The 16,918-nt window shown below is 36.4% G+C and carries 14 protein-coding genes and 1 tRNA gene; 9 read left to right on the forward strand and 6 right to left on the reverse strand.

The annotated features are described in order from the left end of the window. Window positions 1–176: 176 nt before the first annotated feature. A complete protein-coding gene (gene htpG / locus OMO38_RS08620; protein WP_264749794.1) occupies window positions 177–2,069 on the forward strand; it encodes a molecular chaperone HtpG in 1,893 nt (630 codons plus the stop codon). A 115-nt stretch (window positions 2,070–2,184) separates the two neighbouring features. Here htpG and OMO38_RS08625 read toward each other — a convergent pair whose 3' ends face one another. Continuing rightward, window positions 2,185–2,982, reverse strand: a complete 798-nt coding sequence (locus tag OMO38_RS08625) for an alpha/beta hydrolase (RefSeq protein WP_264749795.1) — start codon at window positions 2,980–2,982, stop codon at window positions 2,185–2,187. Window positions 2,983–3,208: 226 nt separating this feature from the next. Here OMO38_RS08625 and OMO38_RS08630 point away from each other — a divergent pair, with 226 nt between their 5' ends. The 4 genes from OMO38_RS08630 to OMO38_RS08645 are packed head-to-tail and all read left to right on the forward strand — an operon-like array spanning window position 3,209 to window position 6,020. Further along, window positions 3,209–4,288, forward strand: coding sequence for a hypothetical protein (locus tag OMO38_RS08630; RefSeq protein WP_264749796.1), 1,080 nt, complete (start codon window positions 3,209–3,211; stop codon window positions 4,286–4,288). A gap of 11 nt (window positions 4,289–4,299) precedes the next feature. Further along, window positions 4,300–4,854: a LemA family protein gene (locus OMO38_RS08635; RefSeq protein WP_264749797.1), complete on the forward strand. Its 555-nt coding sequence runs from the start codon at window positions 4,300–4,302 to the stop codon at window positions 4,852–4,854. Between the two features lie 12 nt (window positions 4,855–4,866). Next, window positions 4,867–5,229, forward strand: coding sequence for a hypothetical protein (locus tag OMO38_RS08640; RefSeq protein WP_264749798.1), 363 nt, complete (start codon window positions 4,867–4,869; stop codon window positions 5,227–5,229). Window positions 5,230–5,231: 2 nt separating this feature from the next. After that, entirely contained in the window at window positions 5,232–6,020 is a 789-nt protein-coding gene (locus tag OMO38_RS08645) for a hypothetical protein (protein ID WP_264749799.1), read from the forward strand. Here OMO38_RS08645 and OMO38_RS08650 read toward each other — a convergent pair. Beyond that, on the reverse strand, window positions 5,991–6,287 hold the full coding sequence (locus OMO38_RS08650; protein ID WP_264749800.1) for an MGMT family protein: 297 nt from the start codon (window positions 6,285–6,287) through the stop codon (window positions 5,991–5,993). The two genes, OMO38_RS08645 and OMO38_RS08650, sit on opposite strands and share 30 nt — an antisense overlap. 389 nt (window positions 6,288–6,676) lie before the next feature. Here OMO38_RS08650 and OMO38_RS08655 point away from each other — a divergent pair, with 389 nt between their 5' ends. Together OMO38_RS08655 and OMO38_RS08660 are read left to right on the forward strand one after the other, a co-directional pair. Continuing rightward, on the forward strand, window positions 6,677–7,468 hold the full coding sequence (locus OMO38_RS08655; protein ID WP_264749801.1) for a glucose 1-dehydrogenase: 792 nt from the start codon (window positions 6,677–6,679) through the stop codon (window positions 7,466–7,468). 174 nt (window positions 7,469–7,642) lie between these two features. Then, window positions 7,643–7,789, forward strand: coding sequence for a hypothetical protein (locus OMO38_RS08660; protein WP_164998542.1), 147 nt, complete (start codon window positions 7,643–7,645; stop codon window positions 7,787–7,789). Between the two features lie 259 nt (window positions 7,790–8,048). On the opposite strand, the gene OMO38_RS08665 is transcribed toward OMO38_RS08660, so the two are convergent. The 4 genes from OMO38_RS08665 to OMO38_RS08680 form a co-directional block, all read right to left on the reverse strand. Then, complete coding sequence (locus OMO38_RS08665) at window positions 8,049–9,020, reverse strand: deoxyhypusine synthase family protein (protein WP_047444737.1); 972 nt, start codon at window positions 9,018–9,020, stop codon at window positions 8,049–8,051. A 27-nt stretch (window positions 9,021–9,047) separates the two neighbouring features. Beyond that, window positions 9,048–9,716 (reverse strand): hypothetical protein, encoded by a 669-nt coding sequence (locus tag OMO38_RS08670; protein WP_264749802.1) that lies wholly within the window; start codon window positions 9,714–9,716, stop codon window positions 9,048–9,050. A 46-nt stretch (window positions 9,717–9,762) separates the two neighbouring features. Beyond that, entirely contained in the window at window positions 9,763–10,155 is a 393-nt protein-coding gene (arfB, locus tag OMO38_RS08675) for an alternative ribosome rescue aminoacyl-tRNA hydrolase ArfB (protein WP_264749803.1), read from the reverse strand. Between the two features lie 85 nt (window positions 10,156–10,240). Beyond that, a complete protein-coding gene (locus tag OMO38_RS08680) occupies window positions 10,241–11,284 on the reverse strand; it encodes an AMP-binding protein (protein ID WP_264749804.1) in 1,044 nt (347 codons plus the stop codon). 98 nt (window positions 11,285–11,382) lie between these two features. Between OMO38_RS08680 and OMO38_RS08685 the strand changes: the two genes are divergently transcribed. After that, a tRNA-Gln gene (locus tag OMO38_RS08685) sits at window positions 11,383–11,453 on the forward strand. Window positions 11,454–11,830: 377 nt separating this feature from the next. Further along, window positions 11,831–16,870 (forward strand): translocation/assembly module TamB domain-containing protein, encoded by a 5,040-nt coding sequence (locus OMO38_RS08690; protein WP_454706812.1) that lies wholly within the window; start codon window positions 11,831–11,833, stop codon window positions 16,868–16,870. The last annotated feature ends 48 nt before the right edge of the window (window positions 16,871–16,918 follow it).

A 16,918-nucleotide genomic window follows, 5' to 3' on the forward strand; every position in this document is an offset into this window, starting at 1 on the left:
ATCAAAACATAGTATAAATTGACAATTGCAAAAAAGTGAATGATGAATTTAGGAACTTTTGTTCTAAAGTTTCCCTCAAGTAACAATACTGATTTTTAATAAAAGACAATTTGTCACTTTCCGCTCAATGGTATTTGTTTTGAGAATTGATAATCAAATTTAAAAATCAAAAAAAAATGACAAAAGGAAATATCAATGTTTCGGTGGAAAATATTTTTCCGTTGATTAAGAAATTTTTGTACAGCGATCACGAAATATTTTTAAGAGAATTAATTTCAAATGCAACTGATGCAACTTTGAAATTGAAGCATTTAACCAACATCGGTGAAGCACAGGTTGCCTACGGAAATCCGAAAATCGAGGTGAAAATCGATAAGGAAAACAAAAAACTTCACATTATCGACCAGGGATTGGGAATGACCGGCGAGGAAGTTGAAAAATACATCAACCAGGTAGCATTTTCCGGAGCTGAAGAGTTTTTAGATAAATACAAAGATTCCGCAAAAGATTCAGGAATTATCGGACACTTTGGTCTAGGTTTCTATTCGGCTTTCATGGTTGCGGAAAAGGTAGAAATCATCTCCAAATCGTATAAAGACGAGCCAGCAGTTCACTGGACATGCGACGGAAGTCCGGAATTTACTTTAGAAGAAACGACAGCAAAAACTGACAGAGGAACAGAGATCATTCTTCACATCGCCGAAGATTCTACAGAGTTTTTAGAAGAAAACAGAATCCGTGAGCTGTTGACGAAATACAACAAATTCATGCCAGTTCCTATTAAATTCGGAACAAAAACTGAGACACTTCCTTTACCTGAAGGCGCTGCCGAAGATGCCGTTGCCGAAACGGTTGAGGTTGATAATATCGTAAACAACCCAACTCCGGCTTGGACGAAATCTCCAAGTGAGTTGAAAGATGAAGATTACAAATCTTTCTACCACGAATTGTATCCGATGCAGTTTGAGGAGCCTTTATTTAATATTCATTTGAATGTTGATTATCCGTTCAATTTAACAGGAGTTTTGTACTTCCCGAAACTTGCGAATAATTTAAATATCGAAAAAGATAAAATCCAACTCTATCAAAATCAGGTTTTCGTAACCGATGAGGTAAAAGGAATTGTTCCTGACTTCTTGATGTTGTTGAGAGGTGTGATCGATTCTCCGGATATCCCGTTGAATGTTTCGCGCTCTTACCTACAGGCAGACGGTGCTGTGAAGAAAATTTCTTCTTACATCACTAAAAAAGTAGCCGACAAAATGGTTTCTCTGATCAATGAAAACCGCGAAGATTACGACAAAAAATGGAATGACATTAAAATTGTTATCGAGTACGGAATGATTTCCGAAGACAAATTTTTCGAGAAATCTGACAAATTTGCACTCTACCCGACTACCGACGGAAAATATTTCCTTTGGAATGAGTTAGAGGAAAAAATTAAACTTAATCAAACTGACAAAGACGGAAACTTAGTCATTCTTTACGCGACAAACGCCGATGAACAGCACTCTTACATCCAGTCTGCAAAAGATAAAGGTTATGAGGTTATTCTTTTAGATTCACCGATTGTTCCGCATTTGATTCAGAAACTGGAAACTTCAAAGGAGAAAATTTCCTTCGCAAGAGTTGATGCAGATCACGTGAATAATCTGATTAAAAAAGACGAACCTGCAATTTCTAAATTAAACGAAACTGAAAAGGAAACGCTGAAGAAGAATGTTGAAGAGTCTATTAATGACAAGAAATTTACGGTTCAGTTAGAAGATTTAGACAGCACTGACGCTCCTTTTACCATTACCCAGCCGGAATTCATGCGTCGTATGAAAGATATGCAGGCAACTGGCGGTGGCGGTATGTTCGGCATGGGAGGTTTCCCTGAAATGTATAACTTGGTCGTAAACTCCAACAGCGAATTTGCAACTAAAATTTTAGCAAATGAAAATGCTGACGAGAAAAGTTCTCAGATTAAATACGCTTTAGATTTGGCAAAACTATCTCAGAATTTACTGAAAGGAAAAGACCTGACTGATTTTATCCAGAGAAGTTATCAGCAATTGGGTAAATAATTTTTGATTGCAATTAAAACAAACTTTGTGTACTGACAAAATACACTAGGTTCTTATAAAAAGTATCGGCGGGGCCAAAGGCCCCGCCGATACTTTTTATAAATCTTCAGAAAATTTATTTAATTAAATCTTCTACAGCTTTCACAACCTCAGCCGGCTTTTCTGTTACAGCACTCAGGTGATCCGCAGTAAACTCTAAAAACTGTTTCGGTTCAGAAGCATTCTTATAAACTTCTTCGCCTTGAGAAAAAGGAACAGTTTTATCATTTTTGCTGTAGATAAAAAGTTTTGGAAGACCTTCTGTAAATTTTACATCTTCTTTGGCTGCGTACACAGATGACAACATTTTGGCTAATGCATCTTTAAACTGAGGAGCAAAAACAGCTGCGATGTCTGCAAAAGATGACATTCCTCCGTCGATCACCAATCCTGATATTTTGTCCTTATTTGTTCTGGCTAAATGTGCTGAGATTTGAGATCCTAGTGAAGCACCATAAACAATAATCTTTGTATTTTTCACATCATTTCTTTTGGTAATAAGATCAAAAAACTTTTGTCCGTCAGCTGCAACATTAACGTGAGTTGGTATACCGGTAGATTTTCCGTATCCTCTGAAATCGACCATGGCAACCTGAAAACCATTTTCAACCAAAGGTTTAACCATAAAAACATAGGAAGAAACATTTCCGCCTGCCCCATGAAAAAACAGAATCGTTGCTTTTGGTTTTTCAACTTTTGGCTTTAAGAAAATTGCCGTAATGGTATCTTTTTCGACAGGAATTGAAATATCTTCAAATTTTAAATCAATTGGCTTTAAATTTTTGCTGGGCTGATAAAATTTGTCATCGATCTGAGCCTGAAAAAATTGAACAAGAAGAAGAGATAAAAGAGTAATTATAGCTTTGGCTTTCATAATATTGTTTTTAATGATGAAGCAAATCTAATATTTATCGCTTATTTTCTAAAATATTAATCACTGAATGGTTATTTTTAAATACTCAACCGTTGATTTTAATGATCAGGCATCTTAAAGAAGCTTCGACAGCTACAAATCCTAATTTAATTTTTCACATTAAATAGAATTTTAGTTTTCTATTTAATTTCTAAAAATCTTACATTTGTATATACACCAACTACAAATGTTTGAAATCACCATTCAAATGCTGCCTTTTCTGATGGTTTTCAGTTTGGGGATTGCACTTTTTCATACCGTTATTCTGTCTGGTTTATTTGAATTAAAACTTAGGCCAAGCTGGATTCTTTTCTTAATTGATCCTTTGATTGTAGCTGCAGGATATTTTTTCGTTCCTCAACAATCTGGGTTGGTATTTATCGGCCTTTTCGTTTCGGTATTTGTTCTTGCCATTATTGCGATGATCACTAAAGGAATTCAGGGTGTTGCAGAGAATTTCAGAAAAGCACGGGAAGCTAAAAAGCCATTATGGAAAATTGTTTTAAGTGGCTTTGCCGTCGTAATTTTTTATCTCGCTTTCTTTTATTTTGGAATTTATTCCTTCTTCATCATTTTCTTTTTCATTATTGTCAGTTCCATTTTACCGAATAATAAAAACCGTTTCTTTTTCTATCAGAGAAATCTGCCGACTTCAAAAATTCAAAGTGTAGCAATGGGACTTGCCGAAATTTGTGGTAAAGCAAAGGCTATTAAGACTGTAGTTTCACCGTTTTCGTCTACCACTTGTGTCGGTTATATTTATACGGTTGATGAAATACGCGAATCACGAGACGACGACGGAAGAACGAGTAAATCTTACAGGGAAATTGAGAGAAAACAGGAACTTCACAGATTTCTTCTTCGGGATGAGACAGGAAGTATTGAGGTTGATCCTGAAAAACTCGACTGGATCAGCTTTTCTCCAGCCAAAGAAAGAGAGAGTGGAAATCAGCGCTACCGCGAATTTATTCTTGATGAGAAAACCGAAATCCTAATGATCGGTCAGGCTTTTTATGAAGAGGCAAAAACAATTTTCAGATATGACGAAAACAAAAAGCTCTATGGAATGGCACCCTTAGAATTTGTAAATTTTGCCAATAAATGGAGACCTTTAAAACTGCGGTCTGTCGCAACCCTATTGTGTATTGCTTTATTTTCGGCATTTATTATTGTAGCTCCGATCAAAATAAGCGGCACTAAACTCATTATCGAATCGGTCAACTGGAAAGAAAATTTCTCCAAAAATCCTTTTGTTTTTTTTAATTAAATTTAAATTTAATGCTGATCCCACTTCTTATTTTTATCATTGTCATTGTGGCGGTTTTTACTTTTTTAGTGAGAACCTACAATCAGATTGTCATTACGAGGAACAACGTAGATAAATCTTTTTCAAATATTGATGTAATCTTAAAACAGCGTGCAGACGAAGTTCCTAACTTGGTTGAAGTCGTAAAAGCTACTGCCCTGTACGAAAATACAACATTGAAAGAACTCGTTAAACTTCGTGCTCAATATTTTCAAACTGAAAAAACGAATGATAAAGTAAAAATAGCCGGAGAAATTGACAGAAAATTTCAGTCATTCTTAGTTTCAATAGAAAATTATCCCGAGTTAAAAGCAACCCAATCTTTTCTAAATCTTCAGAAAAGACTCACTGATCTTGAAAATATGATTTCCGACAGGCGAGAGTACTTCAATGAATCAGTTAACTTGTATAACACAGGAATTCAGGTTTTTCCGGATATGATATTTGCTTTAATGATGAATTACAAAAAAATGGAAGTGCTGAATTTTTCCGAAAAGGAGAAAGAATTTAAAAATATTGAACTTTAAAACAAAAATAGAATGGTTATAGATTTAGGCATTGTTGGTGATTTTGTCAACTCCAGAAAGTTTTGGGGAAGCATGGCGATAGGATTTCCTGTTTTTACTATTGGAATTCTTGTTGTTTACAGTATGGTGAAGAAGATTCCTTTTCTCAAAAATATAGTTCAGTACATCACGCTTACTTACGGGCTTTCAATCATTGTCTTTATGCCGATTGTCTTTTTTTCAGCGTTCTTAGAAACTGAAAAATTAAAGCTGGCGTTAATCTATTTTGTCATTTTGTTTTTTGTATCAATATTTACCCTGTTCAATCAAAAGGAAGTTATTAATTTTCTGAAAGACTTTTCCAACACAAGAGGTTTTACTACTAAAAAATCTTAGCTATGTACACGATCATTTTCACAACTGTCATTTTGGTTTTACTGTATTTTAAAAAAAGGAGAAAGAAACAAGAGATTTCAGTCAAGGTATTTATTCTACCTGCGATTATGATTCTTTTCGTTTCGTCGATATTTTTTTTCTTGGGCGGAAGAATAGTTTCTACTTTATACTCTTCTATTTTTGATAAAAAGTATGATGCTAAAGTAGTGAAGTACGATTACACAGATGGAGATTCAGATTCTGCTCCGGCAGCAATTGCTGTAGTAGAATTTAAAAATGATAAAAACCAGACGCTTCAAAAATCTATTGGCTACGGAACGAGTCATCCTGTAGAAATCGGAAAAACCATAAAAATATCTTATCATGAAGGAGACCGTAATGTAAAAAATCTGAGTTTTAGCGAAATGAAATTATTAATTGGAATTGTCTCAGTATTTTTTACAGTTTTCACAATTGCAATGATTGCTGTCATCATGCATGTGCTCGACAGAGATTTGTCTGTCATCTGGAAAATTGTGGGTGGTATCTTTATCTATTTGGTGATTCCTGGCGGGATGCTATTTTTTATTGTTGCACTGTCATGGGTAATGTGGGAATATCTTCAGGGACGAAAAGATGACACACCGATTTGGGCGCTTGGAGTATGCAGTTTATTTGTAACACTTCAGATTCCTGCATTACTGGGATATTTTAAAATGCTTTTTGAAAAAAAATCTATGACAGGTTCTCGGAGCAAATCAGTAAAAACCAAAATCAGATTATCAAAGTTCAGTAAGAGGATTCCAAAATAGTTTCTTGAAATTCTTTATTCTAAAATTTTCCACCTCTATTCCTTCCGCTTCCAGTCTTTGCTGAAATTCAGGAACCGACAAAGTTCCTGAGCTCGAAATCACCCGATGCGCTGGAACATCTTTCGGGCAACCACCCATTGCTTTACCCACATGACGGGAGTGATTCGGGAAACCTACTGCCTTTGCAATGGCGCCATAACTTGTCACTCTACCTTTGGGAACCAATTTGGTAATTTCCCAAACCTGCTGTTTGAAGATTTCGTTCATGAGATATTTTAAAAATTAAATTTACGAAAAATGTTTGTTCTTATATTTCTACACATAGATGAGTTCTAAACATAAATATTTTTTGAAATAATGACACTTTAGGATTTAACATTTACTCTTTTAAGGATCAACATGCAGATTCTGCTCACCCGAACATAGATTTAAAAATCGTTTTCTCCTTAAGAGCAATATTTTGCAGAGTAATTCAGTCATCTCTGTGGAGCTCTGTCGACGCGTAACCTGCTGGAGGAAGATTTTTTACATTCTGGTTTCATACTGTAGTTTAAACAAATTTCATAACCTAAAAATTTAACAAAATATTACCATAGGTTAATATCACACAGGCATCATTGTTGTAAATTGAAGCATAGAATATAACAACAAAATATATGTCAAATTTTAAAGGAAAAGCAGTGATCGTGACCGGTGCTGCAATGGGATTAGGATTGGCTGCTGCAGATGCCTTGGCAGCAAAAGGAGCTGATCTTACATTAGTGGATTTCAACGGCGAAGCTTTAGAAAAAGCAAAAGCTGATTTACTAGAGAAATATCCGGAAAGTAAGTTTTTGACTGTTACAGCCGATGTTTCTGTGGAAGAAAATGTGAAAAATTATGTTGATCAAACCGTTAAAGAATTCGGAAAGGTTGACGGACTGTACAACAACGCAGGGATTGAAGGAAAGCAGGCTCCGTTGATTGATTACGACATCGAAGTATTTAAAAAGGTAATCGACATCAATTTGTTGGGAGTGTACTACGGAATGAAGTATGTAATTCCTGAAATGCAGAAAAACGGAAGCGGAAGAATTGTTAATGTTGCTTCTGTAGGAGGAATCCGTGGAGTAATTAATCAAACTGCTTATGTTGCGACTAAGCACGCCGTAGCCGGAATGACCAAAAATGCAGCTTTGGAATACGGAAAGGATAACATTTTGACCAACGCCATTGCTCCGGGAGCAATTTTAACTCCGATGGTTGCTGAAGCATTCAATCAGGTGAATCCTGCAGATCCGAAAGCGGCAGAAAAAGAATATGCATCAAGAAATCCCACCAGAAGATTAGGTGATCCGAAAGATGTCGGAAATTTGGTCGCTTATCTTTTAAGTGATGAAAACGGTTATGTCTCAGGTCAGGTGATCGCTATTGATGGTGGCGAATCAAATATGTATGGTAATCCGTAGATTGCTGATGGCTAATGGCTAATGGCTCTGAACAGTACAAAAAATTGTCTTCATTCACTGAGGACATTTTTTTTATCTAACCACATCATCTACTTTCAGCATCCAATACCGAACTTCCACCTTTATCCAAAACTGCATAATTTTTGAATGATGTTGTTTCTAAATCTAAAAGTTATGAAAAAGTCCATTTTTAGAATTCTGAATAAAATCAATAAAGCCGTGCTGCCGAAATTGAGTGATAAGGATCCGACAAAGCTGACCAAAGTGCAGAAAGGAATTTTGGCGTACCGTTATTTTGTGCTGACCAATTCTCTGGATTGACCGATCTGCGTGAGGGATATGGAGGGCGCGGGCGAAGACCGCGGTGCAAAGCACCGGAACGAAGTGGAGCCTGTATAAGCCCGGCCCGAGCATTGGGTTTGCTCTGGAGAGGGACACGCCCTAACAAAAAACATAAATATGCAGAGTTTTTTTAACTGACAGAGAACACTTTTCTTGCATTTGCAACACAAAAAAACGTCCCAAAGAGTTGGAACGTTTTCTATAATTTCAAGCTTCAGACTTAGGTCTTCCCGCTTTATTAGTTTTCTAAAATATAAGAGAACATCAATGGTGCACAGATGGTTGCATCACTTTCAACGATAAATTTCGGTGTCGTAATATCCAGTTTTCCCCATGTAATTTTCTCGTTCGGAACTGCTCCGGAATAAGAACCGTAAGAAGTAGTTGAATCTGAAATCTGACAGAAATAAGACCAGAACGGAATATCATGCATTTCCATATCCTGATACAACATCGGAACCACACAAATCGGGAAATCTCCTGCGATACCTCCACCAATCTGGAAGAAACCAACACCCTTTCCTGCTGAGTTTTTCGTGTACCAATCTGCCAAATACGTCATGTATTCGATACCGGATTTCATCGTCGTAGCCGTCAGTTCACCTTTGATACAGTAAGATGCGAAAATATTACCCATGGTAGAATCTTCCCATCCCGGTACAACAATCGGCAGGTTTTTCTCAGCCGCAGCGATCATCCATGAATTTTCTCTAGGAATTTCGTAATACTGCTCCAAAACTCCTGACAGAATCATCTTATACATAAATTCATGCGGAAAATATCTCTCCCCTTTTGCTTCAGCGTCTTTCCAGATTTCTACGATGTGCTTCTGCAATCTTCTGAAAGCTTCTTCTTCAGGAATACAGGTGTCTGTCACTCTGTTTAAGCCTCTTTCCAAAAGATCCCACTCATCCTGAGCCGTCAAATCTCTGTAATGAGGAACTCTTTCGTAGTGAGAATGCGCCACCAAATTCATCAAATCTTCTTCAAGGTTTGCTCCTGTACAAGAGATAAAATCTACTTTATCCTGACGGATCATTTCAGCTAAAATCTTTCCCAATTCAGCCGTAGACATTGCTCCAGCCAAAGTGATCATCATTTTTCCGCCTTCTTTTAGGTGGGCAACATATCCTTTCGATGCGTCTACCAAAGCTGCTGCATTGAAGTGCAGGTAATATTTTTCTATGAACTCAGTAATTGGTTTGCTCATTATTTAATTTTTTTACAAAGATAAAATTTAAAACTGGAAAGTTGCAGATGCACTCAAAGAAAGTCTGGTTAATCCCTCTCTTTCTTCTTCACCGAAGTTCACCGTTGTCCCATTATATTTCATTTCACTTAAAGTTCCGCCAGTCAATCCAATCTTTGGTCCGATGAAGATATTGTTTGAAAATGCATACTGATAAGCAAAATTAATATCTGCTCCAAGATTAGATCCTTTCCCTGTTACATTTCCTGTTTTAGTCGTATAAGTAATAACACCTAAAGAAATATCATAGTAGAATTTGTGTAATGTATCTACCTTAAAGTTAGAAAACATATAAGACGCTCCCAGGAAGCTGATATTATCTTTCGTAGTTACTAAGCCTGAAACGATCTGACCATTCTGATTCTGCACAGCAATTCTTCCGTCGCTTGACGCAAAATAGCCTGAGTATTTCAAACCAATTGCACCGTTGCCTTTTAAAAGATAGTAAGTCCCTATGCTTACATCCATGCCATTTTTCAGACCTTTGATATAATTTTTTGTATCGTTATTGATTCCTGAGGGGATTTTTGCTAAACGCCACGCGTAACCTAATGAAGGAATGATTGCAACTCTGGACTGTGATGCTGGAATAGTTTCCTGCGCATTGAATAAAAAAGGGATTACAAATACTCCCGCGAATATAAGTTTCTTAAACATGATAACTAATTTTTCGCAAAAATACTGTTTTTCTAAATGTAGAGAATTAAAATTTAAAACGTCTGTTTTCCTTCTTATTTGAATGTTGTTTTTTCTGCTCAATTCTCTTCTCTACGGAAGATCTCGTTGGTTTTGTTTTTGCCCTGAATTTTGGTATAATTAAAGCCTTATCTACCAACTCCAGTATTTTATCAATCGCAATTTTCTTGTTTTGAAGCTGCGTTCTGCTTTCGGAAACTGTCAGAAATAAAAAACCTTCCAGATTAATTCTGTTTTTCAGCTTTTCTGAGATCAAATCTTTCTGTCTGTCATTGAAAAATTCAGAATCTGAAACTTTCCAGGTCACAGTGACAGCAGTTTCCACTTTGTTTACGTTCTGTCCGCCTGCTCCGCTGCTTCGGGAAGTTTTAAAATTCAGTTCTTTGCTAAAATCTTTCATAATGTGTATTTAATTCCTCTCCTCTGGAGGGCTGGATCAATTTTCGTCAGAAAATTGAGACGGGTTGCTAAATAATTTTCACCAATCAATCCTTTAACCGATTTATCTCAATCATTCTCTGCAACTCTATTCTATTTACCTTCCCATTCGGCGTCCTTGGGATTTCCTCAACAAAAATAATCTCTTTCGGTTTATGGAATTTTAGTTGATAGTTGATGGCCGAAAGTTTCTGGTTGACAGATTCAGATTCGATTCCTTCAATCACGACTATCAATTTCTGTCCCAAACTTTCATCTTTTAGTCCTAAAAAAACAACTTCGTTTGGAATTTCTTTCTTTACCAAAGCTTCCAGTTCTTCAGGGAAGATTTTTACGCCTCCTGAATTGATCACGTTATCTATTCTTCCAAGAAATCTAAACTGATGATTATTTTTAATCTCAACTAAATCATTAGTTTGCAGTATTTCACTATTTAATTTTGGTGCAGAAATTTTCATGCAGCCTCTTTCATCTGTAGAAATGGAAACATTTTCAAAAACAGTAAAATAATTAGCCTGATGAGGATAAATTTCTTTCAATGCAATATGAGAAAGGGTTTCCGACATCCCATAGGTCTCGTAAATTTTCGTAGAAGCATTTTTGTCTTGAAGCGTTTGATATATTTTGTCCTTTAAAGATTCCGAGACAGCTGCGCCACCAATAATTAAATTTCTGATGAATTGAAGTTTATCCAGAGAATTTTCAACCTGCAAAGGTGTCATCGCACAAAAGTCGATTTCGGTATCTAAATTTTTTAAAGGTTGTAATGACGGTTCAGAAATAATAAGGTTTAATTTTCTTTCGAAAGCCCGGACTACCATCATTTTTCCGGATATGTATTCTATGGGAAGACAAACTAAAGCGGTATCATTTTCTTTTAACTGTAAAAAATCACACGTCATTTTTGCAGAATTACGCATCTTCTCTTTCGCGATTTCAAATACTTTTGGAATTCCGGTCGAGCCTGAGGTCTGTACTTCCACCATTTCAGAAGAGGAAAGCCATTCTTTCAGAAAAAAAATCACTTTTTTTTCAAAATCAGTTTGGGGATGTAAATTATTAATTTCGAGATTATTGAAGTTGAGCAACATATTTCCGGCTTATAAAATGTTGTGTAAATTTAAAGAAAAATTAAAAAATGATTTGCGAATAAAGAAAAAAGCCTTAAATTTGCATCACTAAAACAAACAGACCCATGGTGTAACGGTAGCACTCTGGTTTTTGGTACCATCAGTTGGGGTTCGAATCCCTGTGGGTCTACAAACCATCCTTTTCTAAGGATGGTTTTTTTATTTCTAATTTTCAATTTATTACTCCTTAAATTTTATCTCTGCTAAATTTTTTACATTTTCACAGGAGCTTGTGGCAGATATCACACTAAATATCTCTGCCCAAAGCAAATCTCAGATACCACATTGATAATTATTTAACATAATTCACCCTGGTTGGCAAACATATTGCTCATAAAAATCAAACAAAGCTATTGTTAATAAGCCATAACAAACGAATTTACCATGGTAACACTTATTAAGCTTCAGGTTTTCAAGATATAAGACGTTATACAGAAAAATTAAACAGCGGTAAAAGCACAATTTTGCCAACCTTAAATATTGTATATTGGTCTAAATCAGAAAATTTTGAAACTGAAATTCAACAAAAGAAAAATCTTAAGAGGTATTGTTATTACAATTATGTCTATAATCGTATTGCTTATCCTTCTAATCCTAAGCTTACGGCTTCCTGCAGTACAGAATTACGTCAAAGATAAACTGATTGTTTATTTAGAGAAAAAAATCAAAACCAAAGTAAGCCTGGACAAAGTTTATATCGGCTTCCCAAACAGTTTGGTCATGGAAAATCTCTACCTGAAAGGGCAGAACATCGACACCCTTTTAGCTGTTAGAAAATTCGATGTAGGCCTAGATATGTGGCAACTGATCAAATCTAAAGCAGATATCACATCGGTTGATCTCGAGGGTGTCCGCGCGAATGTTGTGAGAGATCCCAAAGGAAAATTCAATTTTGATTATATTATTGATGCGTTTGCAACTTCTGATAAAGAACAGGAACAGAAGCCCTCGAAACCATTCATTATCTCATTAGATAAAATTAAATTAAAAGATATTGGGATCACGTTTAATGATCAGCAGTCCCGAAATGATATCAAGGTTTATTTTAATTCATTCGACACAAGAGTAAAAACATTTGATCTTCAGAATAACAATTATGCCGTTAACTACATCAATCTTGATGGTTTAAAATTAAAACTGAAACAGGATCTGGTAGAAGAAGTAGCCAAAAATGTTGAAGAAAAAGTAGATTCTCTGAACCAGAAAAAACCGATGAAACTGGGCTTGAACGGAATCAAACTGACCAATTTCGATATCGATTACGGCGATGATAATTCAAAGACTTTTGCTAAAGTTTTGTTTAAAGAATTAAGCACAAAAGTAAACAGCATCGACCTTGAGAATAATGATTACAATGTTGGAAATGTCTATCTGAGACAGGCAAACATCAACGCTAATTTATTCCTGCCAACAGAAAATGCCAATTCAAAGCAGGATACTCAACCTGAAACTTCTAAAGTTTCCGCGAAGGAAAAAGCGATGAAAGTAATTTTAGGAAAATTGCTTTTGGATGATGTGAAAGTGGCATACAACAACACCGCAGTCGCTCCTACCCGATCAGGAATGGACTTCAACCACTTAAATTTTGCTAAATTAAATCTTGACGTCCGCAATTTCAAAATGGAAAACAACGGTTTTGCAGGCTCTGTGAAATCAGCGGAAATTCAGGAAGCGCGAGGCCTAAATATTCAGAAATTCAATACCGATTTTGTCTATGATGAAAAACAGGCTTACCTGAAAAACCTTTATTTACAGACTCCGAAAACGATTTTAAGGGATGAAGTTGTTTTAAATTATAATTCAATTGAGCAGTTATCTTCCAATTTGGGAGCAGTACAGATTTCAGCAGATATCCGTGATTCTAAAATTGGTTTTTCTGATATCTTAAATTTGGTTCCGACGTTGAGAAATACAGCGCCATTCAATAAATATCCGAATGCAACTTTAAATGTCAACGCATTTATCAGAGGGACAGTGAACGATCTTGCGATTCAGAATCTGAAAGTTTCAGGTTTGGATCAGCTGAAAGTTTTGGCTTCCGGGAAAATCAAAAATGCGATGAATCCGGATCAGCTGTATTATGATCTGAATGTTGCAGAACTGTCTTCTTCATCAAAAACAATCTATAATTTAGTTCCAAAGAATACGATTCCAAATAATATCACTTTGCCATCTTTCTTCACGGTTCGTGGGACGGCGAAAGGAACGACTCAATTGGTGGATACTAATTTACGCCTGACTTCCACTTTAGGAAATGCAGCAATTATCGCGAAAGCAGATTTACGCAGAAAAAACCGAGAAACTTTTGATGTAAAGGCCAATCTACAAAGTTTGCAGATTGGGAAGCTGATTCAGAATAAAGATTTGGGAAGCATCACTGCGCAAATTAATGCCAAAGGACAAGGTTTTGATCCTAAAACGATGTCTGCGGTTCTGTCAGGCGATGTGAGATTGGCGACCTACAACGGCTACACCTATCAGAATATGAATCTGAAAGGAAAAATCAACCGTGGCGTTTATGATATTGATCTAAACTCAAAAGATCCTAATGCCAATTTACATCTTGCGGCTTCAGGAGTTTTCAATGACAATCCGTCGGTGAAAGTAAATGGAAATATCAACAAATTAGATTTAAACAAACTCGGATTCTATAGCTCACCGATGATTATTGCAGGAGCGATTGACGGTGATTTTAAAACTTTAGATCCTGATAATCTGAATGGATATTTAAATTTAAAAGATTTTGCGATTTCAGATACGAAGGAAGTTTATCCAATCCAGGAAGTGAATTTACTGGCTGTTTCTACCGCAGATTCTACGCAAATTAAATTTAGTTCTCAGATTGCTGATGTTGAACTGAACGGAAAATACAAACTGACGCAGATTTTTGGAGCATTAACGCAGACCATTAATCAGTATTATCAGTTTCAAAAACCGTCGGCTGCACAGAAAGTCGATGCCGGACAGTTTTTCACTTTTAATGCTAAAATTAAAAATGATGATCTGATCAGAAAGTTCGTTCCTGAATTGAAAAGTTTTGAAACCATCAACATCAACGGTAACTACAATGCCGATTCTCAGCAAATCCTTTTGGATGCGCAGATTCCGCAGGTTTTATATGGAACCAATACTTTAGAAAATACAAGCTTAAAAATCACCAACGAAAATCAGGCATTACAATATGATTTGAGTGTGGCATCATTGGCCAGCGAAAGTTTTGCTCTGAAAAAAATCAATATCAACGGTGATGTTGCTGAAAATGTGATCAATTATAACATTACAACGAAAGATGATAAAGATGAAACGCAGTTCCTGATTGCCGGAAATGCGAAATCGATGAATGACATCACTGAAATTTCCCTAAATCCAAACGGTTTAAAACTGAATTATATGGATTGGACGGTTGCTGAAAACAATAAAATTTCTATTTTCAGTCAGGGAATTGTGGCGGATAATTTTACCCTATCCAATTCGGGAGCAGAAATTTCTTTACAGTCTGAAAGCAGTTCTCCAAGCAGTCCGCTGAATGTTTCATTAAAAGATTTTAAGATCGAAACCATCACGGAAATCATTAAAAAAGATTCACTTTTAGCCAAAGGAACCATTAACGGAACCGCTCAGCTGAGAGATTTAACGAAAAATATGACCTTCACTTCTGATATTGATGTGACAGATCTGTTCGTCTTCGGAAGTCCGGTTGGAAATTTAGATATTAAAGTCAATAACCAGTCTGCAAACCTTTTGAATGCTGATATTGCGCTGTCCGGGAACAATAATGATGTGAAAATCTTAGGAAATTACAACACTTCTTCCAGCAGTTTTGATTTGAATTTAAATATGAATCAGCTTCAGATGAAAACACTGCAGGGCTTCACGGCAAACGCTATTACAAATACTGAAGGTTATCTTTCGGGAGATCTGAAAATTACCGGAACGACCACTGCACCGAAGATTTTGGGCGATGTAAAAATGAATAATGTTGGATTGATGATTGCCCAGACAGGAAGTGATTTCAGAGGAATCAACGATAAAATTGGATTTACCAACCGAGGCATTGAGTTTGACGACTTTAAGATCAAAGACAAAGACGGAAATTCATTAAATATCGATGGACAGGTTCTTACACAGACCTACAGAGATTTTGCTTTCAATCTTGATTTGGATGCGAAAGATTTCAAAGTGGTAAATTCAGAGAAATCCAATGATGCGATGATGTACGGAATTTTAGCGATTGATGCGGCTCTGAAAGTGAGAGGAAATTTAGACTTACCAAAAGTAGACGGAAGACTGGCGGTTTCAGAAACAACAGATTTTACATTTGTACTCCCTCAATCAAGCCCATCTTTACAGGAAAGAGACGGAATTGTAGAGTTTATAGATCAGGATCAGATCGCTTTAAACAAAACCATTACTGCAGATTCTGTAAAAGCTGAAAGTCCGATCAAAGGTTTGGATGTTAACGTTAATATTGAGCTGAGCAAAGAAGCAAAAATGTCGATCGTAATTGACAAAGCAGCAGGAGATTTTGTGAAACTTCAAGGTGAAGCTGATCTGACGGGTGGTATTGATCCATCAGGAAAGGTTACTTTGGTCGGCGTTTATCAGGTTGAGCAGGGAAGTTATGAAATGTCTGTAAGCGTTCTAAAGAGAAAATTTGATATCCAAAAAGGAAGCACTATTACCTGGACCGGCGAACCGACCACAGCCGATCTTGATATTACGGCAATTTATAAAACGCAGACCGCACCGATTGATTTGGTGGAACAACAGGTCGATCAGGCTAATCTGAACCAGTATAAACAGAGAATTCCATTCAATACCTTGCTGATTTTGAAAGGTGAATTGTTGAAGCCTGAAATTTCATTCGATATTACGACAGACGAGAAAAATAATGCTGTTTCTTCTGAAGTAACCCAAACCATCGATGGAAAACTGGCGCAATTAAGACAGGATCCGAATGAGATGAACAAGCAGGTTTTTGCCTTGCTTCTACTGAACAGATTTATCGGCGAAAATCCTTTCGAGAGCAACTCAGGTGTTTCTGCAGAGACGATGGCGAGACAGAGTGTGAGTAAAATTCTTTCTCAACAGCTGAATAATTTAGCCGGAGATCTAATCAAAGGAGTTGACCTGAATTTTGATCTGGAATCTACCGAAGACTACTCCACCGGAACACAGAATACCAGAACCGATCTGAATGTTGGTTTAAGCAAAAGATTATTGAACGACCGACTGAAAGTTTCTGTGGGAAGTAATTTTGGTGTGGAAGGTGAAGCAAGACCGGATGAAAACACAACGAATATCGCCGGAGATGTACAGATAGATTACGCCCTTTCAAGAGACGGAAGATATACTCTGCGAGCTTACCGTAAAAACGAATATCAGGTTGCGCTTCAAGGACAGATTGTGGAAACCGGACTTGGGTTTGTGATTACATTAGACTATGATAAATTCAGAGACATTTTCAGAAAATCGAGAAATAACCGTAACCGGGAAGGCGTGCAGAATAAAAGAAATAAAGACAAGGAGGTCGTAGAATTCAAATAATTTTTCACTGTTAAACTTGGAAAAACGTTTAAAAAACATTTTATCCAA

This window comes from Chryseobacterium kimseyorum, assembly GCF_025971945.1.
Classification (GTDB): Bacteria; Bacteroidota; Bacteroidia; order Flavobacteriales; family Weeksellaceae; genus Chryseobacterium; species Chryseobacterium kimseyorum.

Bases quoted from the DNA above. Each gene is read 5' to 3' on its own strand.
- htpG (WP_264749794.1), top strand. From the start codon at position 177: ATGACAAAAGGAAATATCAATGTTTCGGTGGAAAATATTTTTCCGTTG.
- OMO38_RS08625 (WP_264749795.1), bottom strand. From the start codon at position 2,982: ATGAAAGCCAAAGCTATAATTACTCTTTTATCTCTTCTTCTTGTTCAA.
- OMO38_RS08630 (WP_264749796.1), top strand. From the start codon at position 3,209: ATGTTTGAAATCACCATTCAAATGCTGCCTTTTCTGATGGTTTTCAGT.
- OMO38_RS08635 (WP_264749797.1), top strand. From the start codon at position 4,300: ATGCTGATCCCACTTCTTATTTTTATCATTGTCATTGTGGCGGTTTTT.
- OMO38_RS08640 (WP_264749798.1), top strand. From the start codon at position 4,867: ATGGTTATAGATTTAGGCATTGTTGGTGATTTTGTCAACTCCAGAAAG.
- OMO38_RS08645 (WP_264749799.1), top strand. From the start codon at position 5,232: ATGTACACGATCATTTTCACAACTGTCATTTTGGTTTTACTGTATTTT.
- OMO38_RS08650 (WP_264749800.1), bottom strand. From the start codon at position 6,287: ATGAACGAAATCTTCAAACAGCAGGTTTGGGAAATTACCAAATTGGTT.
- OMO38_RS08655 (WP_264749801.1), top strand. From the start codon at position 6,677: ATGTCAAATTTTAAAGGAAAAGCAGTGATCGTGACCGGTGCTGCAATG.
- OMO38_RS08660 (WP_164998542.1), top strand. From the start codon at position 7,643: ATGAAAAAGTCCATTTTTAGAATTCTGAATAAAATCAATAAAGCCGTG.
- OMO38_RS08665 (WP_047444737.1), bottom strand. From the start codon at position 9,020: ATGAGCAAACCAATTACTGAGTTCATAGAAAAATATTACCTGCACTTC.
- OMO38_RS08670 (WP_264749802.1), bottom strand. From the start codon at position 9,716: ATGTTTAAGAAACTTATATTCGCGGGAGTATTTGTAATCCCTTTTTTA.
- arfB (WP_264749803.1), bottom strand. From the start codon at position 10,155: ATGAAAGATTTTAGCAAAGAACTGAATTTTAAAACTTCCCGAAGCAGC.
- OMO38_RS08680 (WP_264749804.1), bottom strand. From the start codon at position 11,284: ATGTTGCTCAACTTCAATAATCTCGAAATTAATAATTTACATCCCCAA.